The organism is Streptomyces sp. 2131.1 (assembly GCF_900105515.1).
GTDB lineage: Bacteria > Actinomycetota > Actinomycetes > Streptomycetales > Streptomycetaceae > Streptomyces > Streptomyces drozdowiczii.
The window spans coordinates 2,142,835-2,158,142 of sequence record NZ_FNSY01000001.1 but is presented as its reverse complement, the minus strand read 5'-3'; the positions used below and the strand labels follow the sequence as shown (position 1 = coordinate 2,158,142).

Sequence of the window (15,308 nt, the reverse complement as noted above, 5' to 3'; positions counted from 1 at the left end):
GTGAACCGGTGAGGTCCATCTGGAACGGCGCCATCTCCTTCGGGCTGGTCAGCATCCCGATCAAGCTGGTCAACGCCACCGAGAACCACTCGATCTCGTTCCGGCAGGTCCATGTCGAGGACGGCGGGCGCATCCGCTACCGCAAGGTGTGCGAGCTGGACGGGGAGGAGGTGGCGTCCGCCGAGATCGGCAAGGCGTACGAGGATGCCGACGGCACGATGATCCCGATCACCGACGAGGACCTGAGTCACCTGCCGCTGCCCACCGCGAAGACCATCGAGATCGTCGCCTTCGTCCCGGCCGACGCGATCGACCCGCTCCAGATGGACGCGGCGTACTACCTCTCCGCCAACGGCGTCCCGGCTGCGAAGCCGTACACCCTGCTGCGCGAGGCCCTGAAGCGGAGCCGCAAGGTGGCCCTCGCCAAGTACGCGCTGCGCGGGCGCGAACGCCTGGGCATGCTCCGGGTCGTCGACGACGTGATCGCCATGCACGGCCTGCTCTGGCCGGACGAGATCCGGGCCCCCGAGGGCGTCGCCCCGGAGTCCGACGTGACGGTGCGCGACGCGGAGCTGGACCTCGCGGACGCCCTGATGGACACCCTCGGCGAGGTCGACATGGACTCGCTGCACGACGACTACCGCGAGGCGGTCGAGGAGCTGATCGCCGCCAAGGCGTCGGGCGAGGCGCCGGAACCGGCCGAGAAGGGCGGCAAGGGGGGCGGGCAGGTCATCGATCTGCTCGCAGCCCTTGAGAGCAGCGTCAAGGCCGCGAAGGAGGCTCGCGGCGAGGAGGGGGAGGAGTCCGTGGCGGACGTCACGCACCTCGCCGACCGCAAGGCGTCCGGCACCGAGAAGAAGGCATCCGGCGCCGCCAAGAAGTCCGCCTCCTCCCCGAAGTCCACGGGCGGCAAGAAGTCGACGTCGAGCGGTACGGGCAAGCAGGCGGCGAAGAAGACCGCCTCCAAGAGCACCGCGAAGAAGACGGCCGCGAAGAAGACGACGGCCAAGAAGCAGAGCGGGTCCAAGAGCACGGCGTCCCGCAAGCGCGCTTCCGCCTGACGGGGGCGGGGGCCTCCCCCGTGCGCCTGCATCGCCCTTATCGCCCTTGCGCACCCCGTAAGGGCGCCCGGTAAGGTGCGGAAGGCCGCGACTGGCGCGCACTCCCTCACGGGGGTGCTCAGTGGAATCGACCACGAGGGAGCGGCAGACCCCGGGTGTGCCCGGGGGCGTCATGCCGGAGAGCCGTCCGCCTGGGCATCCGGGTCCACGCCGCAGCCATGCGACCGACCCGGGAGGAACCCCGTGACCGCGTCCGTACCCGCACACCCCCGCCACCCCGCCCTGACGGCAGCTGATCCCGAACTCGCCGCCCTCGTGGCCGCCGAGGAGCAGCTCCAGGCGGACACCCTGCGCCTGATCCCCAGCGAGAACTACGTCTCCGCAGCCGTGCTCGAAGCGTCCGGCACGGTGCTCCAGAACAAGTACTCCGAGGGCTACCCCGGCAAGCGCTACTACGAGGGCCAGCAGGTCATCGACCAGGTCGAGCGGCTGACCGCCGAGCGGGCAAAGGCTCTTTTCGGCATGGAGCACGCCAACGTACAGCCGTACTCCGGCTCACCCGCCAACCTCGCCGTCTACCTGGCCTTCCTCAAGCCCGGCGACACCGTGCTCGGCATGTCCCTGCCGATGGGCGGCCACCTCACCCACGGCTGGGGCGTCTCCGCCACCGGCACCTGGTTCAACGGCGTCCAGTACGGCGTGCGCCGCGACACCGGCCGCGTCGACCTGGACGAGGTCCGCGACCTGGCCCTCGCCGAGCGGCCGAAGCTCATCTTCTGCGGCGGCACCGCCGTGCCCCGCGAGATCGACTTCGCGGGCTTCGCGGAGATCGCCCGCGAGGTGGGCGCGGTCCTGGTCGCCGACATCGCCCACATCGCCGGCCTCGTCGCGGGCGGCGCTCACCCCTCGCCCGCCCCGCACGCGGACGTCGTCTCCACCACGACGCACAAGACCCTGCGCGGTCCGCGCGGCGCGATGCTCCTGAGCCGCGCCGAACACGCCCGTGCCCTGGACCGCGCCGTCTTCCCCGGCCTCCAGGGCGGCCCGCACAACCAGACCACGGCCGCGATCGGCGTCGCCCTGAACGAGGCCGCGACACCCGCCTTCTGCTCCTACGCCCACACCGTCGTCGCCAACGCCCGCGCACTGGGCGACGAGTTGGCGTCCCGCGGCTTCGACCTGGTCTCCGGCGGCACGGACAACCACCTGCTCCTGGTGGACCTCACCAACAAGGACATCCCCGGCAAGACCGCCGCCAAGGCCCTCGACCGCGCCGGCATCGTCGTCAACTACAACACCGTCCCCTACGACCCCCGCAAGCCCTTCGACGCCTCCGGCATCCGCATCGGCACCCCCGCGCTCACGTCCCGGGGCATCCCGGCGTCGGAGATGCCCACGGTCGCGGCCTGGATCGCCCGCGCGATCACGGCCGCCCACGCGGGCGACGAGTCCGCCATCGCCGCGGTGCGGGCCGAGGTGAAGGACCTGATGGACGCGTATCCGGCACCGGGGCTGCCGGTGGGGTGACGACTGAGCCCCGCGCCGGAGTTGTCCGGTGCGGGGCTCAGTCGTCGGGCGTCAGCCCCGGGTGGCGTACGCGACGAACTCGCCCCAGGCGGTGGGCGAGAGGGCGAGCTCGGGGCTGTGCTGGTCCTTGGAGTCCCGGACGTGGACGGCGGTGGGGCAGGCGGCGACCTCGACGCAGTCGGCACCCTGAGAGCCGCTGTAACTACTCCTGAACCAGGTCAGGCTGGACGTGCTCATGGCGCTCCTCGCATTCGCTTCAGCAGGCTCAGCGAGTCCTCGGACGTCGGAGCGTGCGAGCGCGGTTCCGCATACCGCTGTTGGAGCACGCTGATCTCTTTGGGGTCGGAGATCAGGCGGCCGTTCTGCTGTCCTTCCGAGTACGCGAACCAGCGGTGCTCCGGAGTCTCAGCCAGGCGCATGGGCCCATCCAGCCCCGCATGTGTCACCCGTCGTGGGGGCATGATCTGAAACTCCACGTTCCAGTTGCTCTCGATCAACTCGATCAAGCGGTCGAGGAGTTCACGCGTCACCTCGTCCCCGCCCGTGTGCCGCCGGCATTCGTACGCGTAGGGGCTGACCGCCGTCGCCTCAAGGCGCGCCCACTGCACGAACCAACTAGCCAGCCCCGCCTGCCGCGAGAGATGCGGCGCTGCCTTCCGGAGCGCCCCCGTGTTGCCGGGCACCGGCTCCGCGCTCTGCACGAAGCCTCGGTCCGGCATCCGGCGGCCGTGCTCGATGGAGGCGATCGTGTGCTTGGAGTACCCGACGAGTAAGCCGGACTCCTCGCGGCTCAGGCCCGCGTCCCCGTCGGCAAGGCGGTCGTGGCTGAGCTGGACCCGCCCTTCTGATCGGGGATCCGTGGGCGGAACCAGCCGGGCTGCATGAGGGGAGCAGGAAGCGGGAGAGTAGGAAATTGAGAAAGTGCGAATCTCGCACTTTCCCCCGGGCTCGGGTACTCTGCCTACACGAGGCAGACACGGGATGCGGAGAGGGAGGTCACTCATGGCTGCGACCACGTTCCATGCCGGCGTGCGCGACAAGGGGCAGCTGACGCTGCCCGCAGGGGTCCGCGAGGCGCTGGGAGTCTCCCCGGGTGACGAGCTTGAGTTCGCCATCAACGACGACGGGGTCGTCGAGGTGCACGGACTACGGAAGATCCGCACGGACCAGGCCTGGTTCTGGACGGAGCGGTGGCAGGCGGGTGAGCGTGAGGCGAGCGAGGACATCGCTTCCGGGCGCACCACCCGGCATGAGGGCGTGGACGAGATGTTCGCGCACCTCGCCGAGGAGAACTGACCCCGCCCCCTGGGAGGCCCATTGTCGACTTTCGAGACGACCGCTCGCTTCGACCGTGATTTCAAGAAGCTCCTCCCCGAGGAGCGGGCACGGTTCCAGGACTGCGTTCGGAAGAAGTTCGTGCCGGACGCGGCCACCGGGCGGTTTCGGCCCGGCCTCCGGGTCAAGCCGGTTCAGGGAGTGCCGCTCCCCGCCGGTGCGCGTCCCGTCATGGAAATGACATGGGCGCCCGACGGGCGTGCCACCTGGCAGTACGCGGACGAAGTCCACGCGGGTGAGCCGCATATCGTCTGGCGCCGGGTCGGTGGGCACGAGATCTTCGATCCTGGCCCTGCCTGAGGGGCGGAGGGCCGCACACAGTGAGGTGCGGCCCTCGGTGCTTCACGCCGACGGCCTCACGGCTCCGGCGGGTGCCCGTACATACGCGAAGACCCCGACCTCAGTGTTTCCACTGACGGCGGGGTCTTTTCGGCACTTCTCGCGAAGTGCCCCCGGCAGGATTCGAACCTGCGCACCCGGCTCCGGAGGCCGATGCTCTATCCCCTGAGCTACGGGGGCGTGTCGCTGCGTTGCTCTGCGACGGGTGAAACACTACCAGCTTCCGCAGGGTGCCCGTGAACAGGTATTCCGCGTCATCGGGCGACGGCGGAAGACCCCTCGCACACACATCCGGCCACCCCTGACGGCCCCCGCCCGGGGGCGGAAGTGGGCAAAACCCGGACGCAGCCCCTCCGGCCCCCCTACTCTCGAAGGGTGTCAGGGGCGTGCGGCCGCGTGCTTGTTGTCGACGACAACAAGGTCATCCGGCAGTTGATCAGGGTCAACCTCGAGCTTGAGGGCTTCGAGGTCGTGACCGCGGGCGATGGTGCCGAGTGTCTGGATCTCGTGCACCGGGTGCGCCCCGATGTGATCACCCTCGACGTCGTCATGCCCCGGCTGGACGGCCTCCAGACCGCGAGCCGGCTGCGTTCCGACCCGCGCACCGGGCACCTGCCCCTCGCGATCGTCAGTGCCTGCACACCGTACGAGGTGGACAGCGGCGTCGCCGCCGGGGTCGACGCGTTCCTCGCCAAGCCCTTCGAGCCGAGCGAGCTGGTGCGGCTCGTGCGGCGGCTGATGGAGCGCGGCCGGCCGGCCGCGCTCGACGGCGGACCGGGCGCCGGGCGGGCGGAGAGCGCCGCCGGCTGACCGCATGGCGAAACCGGTTCGCGAAGGGCCCCCCTCCCTCCCATACGCTGGTCCCGTGACCCCCGTCGACCTCTCCACGACCGTGCTGCACGCCGTGCGCCGCGCGGTCCGCGAGGACGCCCTGCGCGCGCCCGTGCCCGCGCGCGTCCGGGTGGAGAGGACCCGGCCCGGCGGCCGCGGCGACTACGCCAGCGCCGTCGCGCTCCAGCTCGCCGGACCCGCCGGCCTCGGGGCCCGCGAGGTCGCCGAGATCCTGCGCGACCGGCTCGCCGGCGCCCCCGGAGTCGCCGGTGTCGAGATCACCGGCCCCGGTTTCCTCAACTTCACGCTCGACGCGTCGGCCGGCGCCGCCGCCCACCGCGACCTCGTGCACCGGGTGCGGGAGGAAGGGGAGCGGTACGGATGCGGGGACGCCCTCGCCGGTCACCGCCTGCTGCTCACCCATGCCCGTGAGGTCCGGGCCGCCGTCACCGCCGACGCGGTCCGCCGGCTGCTGACCGCCCAGGGTGCCGTCGTACGCGTCAGCTGCGCGGGGGAGCCGGATCAGGACTGGGCGCGGCTCGGGGTGAGCGCCGAGGCGTACGGAGCGCCGCAGACGCCCGGAGAGCAACCCACCCCCATCCGCCCCGTCCCCGCCGGCGACACCGCCGCCGCCCTGCTCACCCGCCTCGGCCCCGACGGTGCCCGCTGGGGCCTTCTCCGGCCCGCCGGGCACGACCGTGCCCCCCTCGGGCCCGAGCTGATCGCGCAGACCGAGGCCAACGCCCTCTTCCGGGTCCGTTACGCGTACGCCCGCGCCCGTGCCGTGATCCGGGGCGCGGACCGGCTCGGGGTCGCCGTCGCGGGGCTCGGCGAAGACATCGACGCGACCGGGGCGGCCGACCTGCTCGCGCTGCTCGACGCGCACCCCGCCGTACGCGCCGCAGCCGCCCGCCACCGCGCCCCCGACCGGCTCGCCCGGCACCTCGACGCGGTCGCCGACGCCTTCTTCGACTTCCACGACGCCGCCCCCCCGCTGCCCGTCGGGGACGAGAAACCCTCGGCCGCCCACCGCTCCCGGACGGCCGTCGCCGAAGCCGCCGGGGCTGTGCTGGCCGGCGGCCTGTCCCTGCTCGGCGTCAGCGCGCCCGAACACCTCTGAGCACCCCGAGAGAGCAGAGCCACACGATGAGCCGATCCGCACACCCCGCCGGACCCCGTCACGCCGACGTCATGTCCGAGGGCCACTACCTCGCCCCCGCCGACGACCTCAACGTCCTCGACGAGAAGGTGTGGTCCCGCACCGTCACCCGCGACGAGCACGGCGCCGTGACCGTCGGCGGAATCCCGGTCTCCCGCCTGGCCGAGGAGTTCGGCACCCCCGCCTACTTCCTCGACGAGGCCGACTTCCGGGACCGCTGCCGCGCCTGGTCCGACGCCTTCGGGCCCGGGGCCGACGTCTTCTACGCCGGCAAGGCGTTCCTCTCCCGGGCGGTCGTGCGCTGGCTCAAGGAGGAGGGGCTCAACCTCGACGTCTGCTCGGGCGGCGAGCTGGCCACCGCGCTCGACGCCGGGATGCCCGCCGAGCGCATCGCCTTCCACGGCAACAACAAGACCGTCGAGGAGATCGAGCGGGCCGTCGCGGCGGGCGTCGGGCGCATCGTCCTCGACTCCTTCCAGGAGATCGTCCGCGTCGCGCACGTCGCGCAGAGCCTCGGCAGGCGCCAGCGCGTCCAGATCCGGGTCACCGTCGGCGTCGAGGCGCACACCCACGAGTTCATCGCGACCGCCCACGAGGACCAGAAGTTCGGCATCGCGCTGGCCGGGGGACAGGCCGCCGAGGCCGTGCGCCGGGCACTCACGCTCGACGGCCTCGAAGTCGTCGGCATCCACTCCCACATCGGCTCGCAGATCTTCGACATGGCCGGCTTCGAGGTCTCCGCCCGCCGAGTCGTGCGGCTGCTCGCCGAGGTGCGCGACGAGCACGGCGTCGAGCTGCCCGAGATCGACCTCGGCGGCGGCCTCGGCATCGCGTACACCTCCGACGACGACCCGCGCGAGCCGCACGAGATCGCCAAGTCGCTCGGTGACATCGTGACCCGCGAGTGCGAGGCCGCCGGGCTCGCCACCCCCCGTATCTCCGTGGAGCCCGGCCGCGCCATCGTCGGCCCGACCGCCTTCACGCTGTACGAGGTCGGCACCATCAAGCCGCTGGAGGGGCTGCGCACGTACGTGAGCGTCGACGGCGGCATGTCGGACAACATCCGCACCGCGCTGTACGACGCCGAGTACAGCGTCTCGCTCGCCTCGCGCACCTCGGACGCCGAACCGATGCTCGTCCGGGTCGTCGGCAAGCACTGCGAGAGCGGCGACATCGTGGTCAAGGACGCCTATCTGCCGGCCGACCTGGCCCCCGGCGACCTGATCGCCGTGCCCGCCACCGGCGCGTACTGCCGCTCCATGGCGAGCAACTACAACCACGCCCTGCGCCCGCCGGTCGTCGCCGTGCGGGACGGCGAGGCGCGGGTCATCGTCCGGCGCGAGACGGAGGAAGATCTCCTGCGTCTCGACGTCGGCTGAAGCCGTATTTCCGGGGGCGTACCACGCTGTCCCAGTAAACATCTCAGGATCCGGACGGGTGGCAGGAACACCCGTCCGGTGAGTGAGACTGGTCCGTACAACAGGTGTAAAGGAAACGAGGTCGGATGATGCGTACGCGTCCGCTGAAGGTGGCGCTGCTGGGCTGTGGAGTGGTCGGCTCAGAGGTGGCGCGCATCATGACGACGCACGCCGACGACCTCACGGCGCGCATCGGCGCACCGGTGGAGCTCGCCGGTGTCGCCGTCCGCCGCCCCTCCAAGGTGCGCGAGGGCATCGACCCCGCGCTGATCACCACGGACGCGACCGCCCTCGTCAAACGGGGCGACATCGACGTCGTCATCGAGGTCATCGGGGGCATCGAGCCCGCCCGCACGCTGATCAGGACCGCCTTCGAGCACGGCGCGAGCGTCGTCTCCGCCAACAAGGCCCTGCTCGCCGAGGACGGCGCCGCCCTGCACGCCGCCGCCGAGCAGCACGGCCGGGACCTCTACTACGAGGCCGCCGTGGCCGGTGCCATCCCGCTCGTACGGCCGCTGCGCGAGTCCCTCGCGGGCGACAAGGTGAACCGGGTGCTCGGCATCGTCAACGGCACCACCAACTTCATCCTCGACAAGATGGACACCAGCGGCGCCGGCTACTCCGAGGCGCTCGACGAGGCCACCGCCCTCGGCTACGCGGAGGCCGACCCCACCGCCGACGTGGAGGGCTTCGACGCCGCCGCCAAGGCCGCGATCCTCGCCGGCATCGCCTTCCACACCCGGGTGCGGATCGGCGACGTGCACCGCGAGGGCATCACCGAGGTCACCGCCGCCGACATCGCGTCCGCCCGCCGCATGGGCTGCACCGTCAAGCTCCTCGCCATCTGCGAGCGCGCCGCCGACGGCCGCTCCGTCACGGCCCGCGTGCACCCCGCGATGATCCCGCTGAGCCACCCGCTCGCCTCCGTCCGCGAGGCGTACAACGCGGTGTTCGTCGAGGCGGAGGCCGCCGGGCAGCTGATGTTCTACGGCCCCGGCGCGGGCGGCGCCCCCACCGCGTCCGCGGTCCTCGGTGACCTGGTGGCCGTCTGCCGCAACAAGCTCAACGAGGCCCCCGGGCCCGGCGAGTCCGCGTACACGCGTCTGCCGGTGAGCCCCATGGGCGACGTCGTCACGCGGTACCACATCAGCCTCGACGTGGCCGACAAGCCGGGCGTGCTCGCCCAGGTCGCGACGGTCTTCGCCGACCAGGGCGTATCCATCGATACGGTCCGCCAGCAGAGCCGGCCGGACAGTCAGGAAACCGACGGCGAGGCATCGCTCGTCGTCGTCACCCACCGCGCGCCCGACGCCGCCCTCTCCGGGACCGTCGAGGCGCTGCGCAAGCTCGACACCGTGCGCGGTGTCGCCAGCATCATGCGTGTTGAAGGGGAGTAAGGACCCATGACCACCAAGGGCACCCACCAGTGGCGCGGCATCATCGAGGAGTACCGGGACCGTCTCCCGGTCACGAGCACGACGCCGGTCGTCACGCTCCGTGAGGGCGGTACGCCGCTCGTCCCCGCTCAGGTCCTCTCCGAGCGCACGGGCTGCGAGGTGCACCTCAAGGTCGAGGGCGCCAACCCCACCGGGTCCTTCAAGGACCGCGGCATGACCATGGCCATCACCCGGGCCAAGGAGGAGGGCGCGCAGGCCGTCATCTGCGCCTCCACCGGCAACACCTCCGCCTCCGCCGCCGCCTACGCGGTACGGGCCGGCATGGTCTGCGCGGTCCTCGTGCCGCAGGGCAAGATCGCGCTCGGCAAGATGGGCCAGGCGCTCGTGCACGGCGCCAAGATCCTCCAGGTGGACGGCAACTTCGACGACTGCCTGACGCTGGCCCGCTCGCTCTCGGACAACTACCCGGTCGCGCTGGTCAATTCGGTCAACCCGGTCCGTATCGAGGGCCAGAAGACCGCCGCGTTCGAGATCGTCGACGCGCTCGGCGACGCCCCGGACATCCACGTCCTCCCGGTCGGCAACGCGGGCAACATCACCGCGTACTGGAAGGGCTACACCGAGTACGCCGGTGACGGCATGTCGACGCACAAGCCGCGCATGTGGGGCTTCCAGGCGTCCGGCTCCGCGCCCATCGTGCGCGGCGAGGTCGTCAAGGACCCGTCGACCATCGCCACCGCGATCCGGATCGGCAACCCGGCCTCCTGGAACTTCGCGCTCGCCGCGCGCGACGAGTCCGGCGGCTTCATCGACGAGGTCACGGACCGTCAGATCCTGTCCGCTTACCGCCTGTTGGCCTCCCAGGAGGGCGTCTTCGTGGAGCCCGCGTCGGCCGCGTCCGTCGCCGGTCTGCTCAAGGCCGCCGAGGAGGGCAAGGTCGACCCCGGCCAGCGCATCGTCTGCACGGTGACCGGCAACGGCCTCAAGGACCCCGACTGGGCCGTCGCGGGCGCCCCGCAGCCCGTCACCGTTCCGGTCGACGCGGCCGCCGCCGCCGAGAAGCTGGGCCTGGCGTAACGCCGTACGACGAAGCCCCGGGGCCGGTCCGTCCACGACGGCCCCGGGGCGCCACCGGCACGACACCTCGTCAGAAAGCGCCCCCGACCGGCCCTTTCCGGTACGGAGAGCGCATCGCGGCCGTGCGACACGCATCGTGCGCCTCCTGTGCGCCCTATGTCGCCACAGAACCTTCCTTCGATAAGCTGTACCCAACCCGCCCCGCCGCATCTGCCGGGGTGCCGGGCCGTTGCCGCTCCCCCCGAACACCATCCCCGCGGTCGCAGCGCCCCGAATCCCCGCCGCCTTCACAAGGAGAGTCGTCACAGCGATGGCCGGTCCCGCCTTCCGAGCCGCCGCCGTCCGGGTGCGCGTCCCCGCGACCAGCGCCAACCTCGGCCCCGGTTTCGACGCCCTCGGCCTGTCGCTCGGCCTGTACGACGACGTCGTCGTCCGCGTCGCCGACTCCGGACTGCACATCGACATCGCCGGCGAGGGCGCGGACACCCTGCCCCGCGACGAGAAGCACCTGCTCGTACGCTCCCTGCGCACCGCCTTCGACCTGCTCGGCGGACAGCCCCGCGGCCTGGAGATCGTCTGCGCCAACCGCATCCCGCACGGACGCGGCCTCGGCTCCTCCTCCGCCGCCATCTGCGCCGGGATCGTCGCCGCCCGCGCCGTGACGACCGGCGGTGACGCCCGCCTCGACGACGCGGCCCTGCTGGAACTCGCCACCGAGATCGAAGGCCACCCCGACAACGTCGCGGCCTGCCTGCTCGGCGGATTCACGCTCGCCTGGATGGACGGCGCGTCCGCCCGCGCGATCCGGATGGATCCCGCTGATTCCATCGTTCCGGTGGTTTTCGTCCCCGGCAAGCCGGTGCTCACCGAGACCGCCCGCGGCCTGCTGCCGCGCACCGTCCCGCACGTCGACGCCGCCTTCAACGCCGGCCGTGCCGCCCTCCTCGTCGAGGCCCTGACCAGGCGCCCCGAGCTGCTGCTCACGGCCACCGAGGACCGGCTGCACCAGGACTACCGCGCGCCCGCCATGGCGGAGAGCGTCGAACTCGTCGGCCGGCTGCGCGCCGAGGGCGTCCCCGCGGTCATCTCCGGCGCCGGACCGACGGTGCTGGCGCTGGCCGAGGACGGCGCTGCCGACAAGGTCGCCGCACTGGCGGGCGAGGGATGGGCCGCCAATCGGCTCGCTCTCGACGCCCAGGGCGCGAGCGTCCTGCCGCTGGCCCCGTAGCACGCGAGGCTGCTGGCCGAGAAGTGATTGCCGGTGAGTGAGAGGGGGAATGTTTGTTGGAGCCGGTAGTGTTAACCTCAAGTCTGCAATCGACGTCCATGAGGCGCGTTGCTTCGTGTCCCGTTCGGGACCACCATTTCTTCCGGGAGCCTCCCCAACTGCCTGAGCAGCCTGCCTGAGCAGTTGCGAGCACGCTCCGGAACCGGCACGACACCCCTCGCTCGTCCAGGAGTGGGCCGAGCAGGGGGATGCTCGCGCCGGGCCCCAGCACACCCCATCTCTCCGCCGTTCCATCCGGCGGACCACCGCCCCGGCACGGGCCGCACCAACCGAGGACCGCAGCCGGACAGCACAACCGGTCGCCGAGCCAGAAGGCCGACGTCCGCTCCAGGGAAGGACCCTTCGTGAGCGACACCACCGATCTGATGGGCGTGACTGCCGACAAGAGCGTCGACAGCGCCGCGCCCGCCGAAGGTGCTGCCACTGGCACCACCGCACGGCGCCGCCGCTCCGGCACCGGCCTCGAGGGCATGGTCCTGGCCGAGCTGCAGCAGGTCGCGTCCGGCCTCGGTATCAAGGGCACCGCGCGGATGCGCAAGAGCCAGCTGATCGAGGTCATCAAGGAGGCCCAGGCCGGCGGCGGCTCCTCCGCCCCCAAGGCCAAGGCCGCCGCGGCCCCCGCCGAAGGCGCCGAGACCAAGCCGAAGCGCCGCGCCACCTCCAAGGCGCGCACCGGCACGGCCGACGAGACCGCCGCCGAGCCCGCCGACAAGGCCGCGGCCCAGCAGCAGATCGACATCCCGGGCCAGCCGGCCAGCGACGACCAGCCCGCGGGCGAGCGTCGTCGCCGCCGTGCCACCGCCCAGGCGGGCAGCCCGGAGAGCAAGCCGGACGCCAAGGCGCAGACCAAGGACCGCGCCCAGGACGAGCCGAAGCAGGACCAGAAGCACGAGGCGCCCGCCGAGGACCGCTCCGACGCCAAGGCCGAGGCCGGTGCCGACAACGCCGAGGGGCGTCGCGGCGACCGCCAGGACCGCGGCCAGCGCGGTGACCGGGGCGACCGCGGCGAGCAGCGCCGTGACCGCCAGCGCGACCGCCAGCGCGGCAAGGGCGACGACCAGCAGGGCGGCCGGCGCCAGGGTCAGGGTCAGGGCGGCGGCGGCCAGAACCAGGGCGGCAACAACGGCCCGCAGGACGACGGCTTCGACGACGAGGGCGGCCGGCGCGGCCGTCGTGGGCGCTACCGCGACCGCCGGGGCCGTCGCGGACGCGACGACTTCGCGAGCGACGCCCCGCCCGTCAGCGACGACGACGTCCTGATCCCCGTCGCGGGCATCCTGGACATCCTCGACAACTACGCGTTCATCCGGACCTCCGGCTACCTGCCGGGCCCGAACGACGTGTACGTCTCGCTCGCCCAGGTCCGCAAGAACGGCCTGCGCAAGGGTGACCACGTCACCGGTGCCGTGCGCCAGCCCAAGGACGGCGAGCGCCGCGAGAAGTTCAACGCGCTGGTCCGGCTCGACTCGGTCAACGGCATGGCGCCCGAATCCGGCCGCGGCCGCCCCGAGTTCCAAAAGCTGACCCCGCTCTACCCGCAGGACCGGCTCCGCCTGGAGACCGACTCCAACGTCCTGACGACGCGGATCATCGACCTGGTCGCCCCCATCGGCAAGGGCCAGCGCGGTCTGATCGTGGCCCCGCCGAAGACCGGTAAGACCATGATCCTCCAGGCCATCGCCAACGCGATCACGGTCAACAGCCCCGAGTGCCACCTGATGGTCGTCCTCGTCGACGAGCGTCCGGAAGAGGTCACCGACATGCAGCGGTCGGTGAAGGGCGAGGTCATCTCCTCGACCTTCGACCGCCCCGCCGAGGACCACACCACCGTCGCCGAGCTGGCCATCGAGCGCGCCAAGCGCCTCGTCGAGCTGGGTCACGACGTGGTCGTCCTGCTGGACTCGATCACCCGCCTGGGACGCGCGTACAACCTCGCCGCCCCGGCCTCCGGCCGCATTCTGTCCGGTGGTGTCGACTCGACCGCGCTCTACCCGCCGAAGCGCTTCTTCGGTGCCGCGCGCAACATCGAGGACGGCGGCTCGCTGACCATCCTGGCCACCGCGCTCGTCGAGACCGGCTCGCGCATGGACGAGGTGATCTTCGAGGAGTTCAAGGGCACCGGCAACATGGAGCTCAAGCTCGACCGCAAGCTCTCCGACAAGCGGATCTTCCCGGCGGTGGACGTCGACGCGTCCTCCACCCGCAAGGAGGAAATCCTGCTGGGCGGCGAGGAGTTGGGGATCGTCTGGAAGCTGCGCCGGGTGCTCCACGCGCTCGACCAGCAGCAGGCCATCGAGCTCCTGCTGGACCGGATGAAGAAGACCCAGTCCAACGCGGAGTTCCTGCTCCAGATCCAGAAGACCACGCCGTCCCCGGGCAACAACGACTAGTCGTAGCCCCACCCGGCAGCACACAGGGCCGCCCCCGCACTCCGGTGCGGGGGCGGCCCTGTGCCGTACGCCCGTTGCCGTCCCGAGACCTTCGCCACACGGGCGCCCGCGCGCGAGGTCCTCGTACGACCGTTGCATGAGCCACGAAACCGCAGGTGAACGCCGGAACACGAGCCGTCCGCGGGCCCGCACGCGGCGCCGCGCGCTCATCCGGAGGCCACAGCCGCCTGTGCAACCCTTTTCGTCGCCGTCGCGTCGTACCCAGGAGTGACGAACAAGCGCGACAAAGCGGCACACAGACCCGCTCGCCGATGCAGGGGGTAGCCGAAAGCAGCGAGGGAACGAGGAGAGCATGAGCGACCGAAGCGGGAGCAGCAGCCGAATACGGGGCACCGGCAAGCGCCGGAGGAAGCCGTCCCGCCGCCGCAGGGCCACGCGCATAGCCGTCTGGAGCCTGGCCGGTGCCGTCGTCGTCGGCGGCGCGGGGCTCGGATACGCGTACGTGCACCTCAACGGCAACCTCAAGGCCGTCGACATCAACTCCGCGCTCGGCAAGGACCGCCCCGAGAACGTCGACAACGGCTCGGAGGACATCCTCGTCCTCGGTTCCGACTCCCGCTCCGGCGCGAACGGCGAGTACGGCGCCGACGAGGGCGCGGCCCGCTCGGACACCGCGATGGTCGTCCACGTCGACAAGGGCCACAAGACCGCGAGCGTGGTCTCCATCCCGCGCGACACCCTCGTCACCCGCCCCGACTGCACCGGCGACGTCAGCGGGAAGCCCGCGGCCGGGCAGCAGCGCGCCATGTTCAACACGGCGTACGAGGTCGGCGGACCGGCCTGCGCGGTGAAGACCGTCGAGTCGATGTCCGGCATCCGCATGGACCACTACGTCGAGGTCGATTTCACCGGCTTCAAGAAGCTGATCGACAAGCTCGGCGGCGTCGAGATCACCACCACCAAGGCGATCGACGACCCCGACAGCCACCTCGACCTCCAGCCCGGCACGCACACCCTGGACGGCGAGCAGTCCCTCGGCCTGGTCCGCACCCGCCACAGCGTCGGCGACGGCAGCGACCTCGGCCGCATCCAGCTCCAGCAGGCGTTCATCAAGGCGCTGATGCAGCAGGTCAAGAGCGTGGGCGTGTTCAACGGCAGCAAGCTCTACGGCGTCGCGGACACCGCCACCAAGGCCATCACCACCGACTCCGAGCTGGGCTCCGTCACCGAGCTCGCGAGCTTCGCCAAGGGACTCAAGGGACTCGGCTCGGACGACGTGAACATGGTGACCCTGCCCGTCCAATACGACCCCGCGGACCCCAACCGCGTCATCCCGCTGGAGAAGGCCGACAAGCAGGTCTGGAACGCGCTCAACGCCGACAGGGCGATCCCCGCCTCCGCGACGAAGCAGTCGGCCGGCGACAAGGGCGACGCGAGCAAGATCGTGAAGTGACCCGCACGGTCCCGGAATACCCGGCCGTCCATC

Annotated in this window: 14 protein-coding genes, 1 tRNA gene and 1 riboswitch; of the genes, 12 read left to right on the top strand and 3 right to left on the bottom strand. The window is 71.6% G+C overall.

Going from position 1 to position 15,308, the window contains the following annotated elements; all coding sequences use genetic code 11:
* The first annotated feature begins 8 nt into the window (after nt 1-8).
* Both BLW14_RS09445 and glyA read left to right on the top strand, forming a co-directional pair.
* Complete coding sequence (locus tag BLW14_RS09445) at nt 9-1,061, top strand: non-homologous end joining protein Ku (protein WP_093706181.1); 1,053 nt, start codon at nt 9-11, stop codon at nt 1,059-1,061.
* Nucleotides 1,062-1,138: 77 nt separating this feature from the next.
* Nucleotides 1,139-1,265: riboswitch (ZMP/ZTP riboswitch) on the top strand.
* A gap of 39 nt (nt 1,266-1,304) precedes the next feature.
* Nucleotides 1,305-2,588: a serine hydroxymethyltransferase gene (gene glyA, locus BLW14_RS09440; RefSeq protein ID WP_093706179.1), complete on the top strand. Its 1,284-nt coding sequence runs from the start codon at nt 1,305-1,307 to the stop codon at nt 2,586-2,588.
* Nucleotides 2,589-2,639: 51 nt separating this feature from the next.
* On the opposite strand, the gene BLW14_RS09435 is transcribed toward glyA, so the two are convergent.
* Nucleotides 2,640-2,825 carry a DUF397 domain-containing protein gene (locus BLW14_RS09435; RefSeq protein WP_093706177.1) on the bottom strand — a complete coding sequence of 62 codons (186 nt, stop codon included), beginning with the start codon at nt 2,823-2,825 and terminating at the stop codon, nt 2,640-2,642.
* The gene (locus BLW14_RS09430; RefSeq protein WP_371128117.1) at nt 2,822-3,517 is read right to left on the bottom strand and encodes a Scr1 family TA system antitoxin-like transcriptional regulator; all 696 of its coding nucleotides are present in this window, start codon (nt 3,515-3,517) and stop codon (nt 2,822-2,824) included. The genes BLW14_RS09435 and BLW14_RS09430 overlap by 4 nt, the downstream gene beginning before the upstream one ends.
* A 73-nt stretch (nt 3,518-3,590) precedes the next feature.
* On the opposite strand from BLW14_RS09430, the gene BLW14_RS09425 reads away from it, so the two are divergent.
* Together BLW14_RS09425 and BLW14_RS09420 are read left to right on the top strand one after the other, a co-directional pair.
* Entirely contained in the window at nt 3,591-3,884 is a 294-nt protein-coding gene (locus BLW14_RS09425) for an AbrB/MazE/SpoVT family DNA-binding domain-containing protein (RefSeq protein ID WP_177153933.1), read from the top strand.
* A 21-nt stretch (nt 3,885-3,905) separates the two neighbouring features.
* Entirely contained in the window at nt 3,906-4,223 is a 318-nt protein-coding gene (locus tag BLW14_RS09420) for a hypothetical protein (RefSeq protein ID WP_177153932.1), read from the top strand.
* A gap of 147 nt (nt 4,224-4,370) precedes the next feature.
* Here the strand turns inward: BLW14_RS09420 and BLW14_RS09415 are convergent.
* Nucleotides 4,371-4,442 (bottom strand) — tRNA-Arg (locus tag BLW14_RS09415).
* Nucleotides 4,443-4,658: 216 nt separating this feature from the next.
* Between BLW14_RS09415 and BLW14_RS09410 the strand changes: the two genes are divergently transcribed.
* The 8 genes from BLW14_RS09410 (at nt 4,659) to BLW14_RS09375 (ending at nt 15,275) form a co-directional block, all read left to right on the top strand.
* A complete protein-coding gene (locus BLW14_RS09410; RefSeq protein ID WP_093706175.1) occupies nt 4,659-5,072 on the top strand; it encodes a response regulator in 414 nt (137 codons plus the stop codon).
* Between the two features lie 55 nt (nt 5,073-5,127).
* On the top strand, nt 5,128-6,213 hold the full coding sequence (gene nrtL, locus BLW14_RS09405) for an ArgS-related anticodon-binding protein NrtL (protein ID WP_093706173.1): 1,086 nt from the start codon (nt 5,128-5,130) through the stop codon (nt 6,211-6,213).
* 26 nt (nt 6,214-6,239) lie between these two features.
* A complete protein-coding gene (gene lysA, locus BLW14_RS09400) occupies nt 6,240-7,631 on the top strand; it encodes a diaminopimelate decarboxylase (RefSeq protein ID WP_093706171.1) in 1,392 nt (463 codons plus the stop codon).
* A 125-nt stretch (nt 7,632-7,756) separates the two neighbouring features.
* Complete coding sequence (locus BLW14_RS09395; protein WP_177153931.1) at nt 7,757-9,067, top strand: homoserine dehydrogenase; 1,311 nt, start codon at nt 7,757-7,759, stop codon at nt 9,065-9,067.
* 6 nt (nt 9,068-9,073) lie between these two features.
* Nucleotides 9,074-10,144: a threonine synthase gene (gene thrC, locus BLW14_RS09390; protein WP_093706169.1), complete on the top strand. Its 1,071-nt coding sequence runs from the start codon at nt 9,074-9,076 to the stop codon at nt 10,142-10,144.
* A gap of 310 nt (nt 10,145-10,454) precedes the next feature.
* Nucleotides 10,455-11,372 (top strand): homoserine kinase, encoded by a 918-nt coding sequence (gene thrB, locus BLW14_RS09385; protein WP_018521134.1) that lies wholly within the window; start codon nt 10,455-10,457, stop codon nt 11,370-11,372.
* Between the two features lie 404 nt (nt 11,373-11,776).
* Complete coding sequence (gene rho / locus BLW14_RS09380; protein ID WP_093706167.1) at nt 11,777-13,822, top strand: transcription termination factor Rho; 2,046 nt, start codon at nt 11,777-11,779, stop codon at nt 13,820-13,822.
* A 352-nt stretch (nt 13,823-14,174) separates the two neighbouring features.
* Nucleotides 14,175-15,275, top strand: coding sequence for an LCP family protein (locus BLW14_RS09375; RefSeq protein WP_093706165.1), 1,101 nt, complete (start codon nt 14,175-14,177; stop codon nt 15,273-15,275).
* Nucleotides 15,276-15,308 lie beyond the last annotated feature (33 nt).

What these genes read in the sequence shown, in the direction of transcription:
- thrB (WP_018521134.1), top strand. Translation starts at nt 10,455, where the DNA reads ATGGCCGGTCCCGCCTTCCGAGCCGCCGCCGTCCGGGTGCGCGTCCCC.
- BLW14_RS09375 (WP_093706165.1), top strand. Translation starts at nt 14,175, where the DNA reads ATGAGCGACCGAAGCGGGAGCAGCAGCCGAATACGGGGCACCGGCAAG.
- BLW14_RS09435 (WP_093706177.1), bottom strand. Translation starts at nt 2,825, where the DNA reads ATGAGCACGTCCAGCCTGACCTGGTTCAGGAGTAGTTACAGCGGCTCT.
- thrC (WP_093706169.1), top strand. Translation starts at nt 9,074, where the DNA reads ATGACCACCAAGGGCACCCACCAGTGGCGCGGCATCATCGAGGAGTAC.
- BLW14_RS09395 (WP_177153931.1), top strand. Translation starts at nt 7,757, where the DNA reads ATGATGCGTACGCGTCCGCTGAAGGTGGCGCTGCTGGGCTGTGGAGTG.
- BLW14_RS09425 (WP_177153933.1), top strand. Translation starts at nt 3,591, where the DNA reads ATGGCTGCGACCACGTTCCATGCCGGCGTGCGCGACAAGGGGCAGCTG.
- lysA (WP_093706171.1), top strand. Translation starts at nt 6,240, where the DNA reads ATGAGCCGATCCGCACACCCCGCCGGACCCCGTCACGCCGACGTCATG.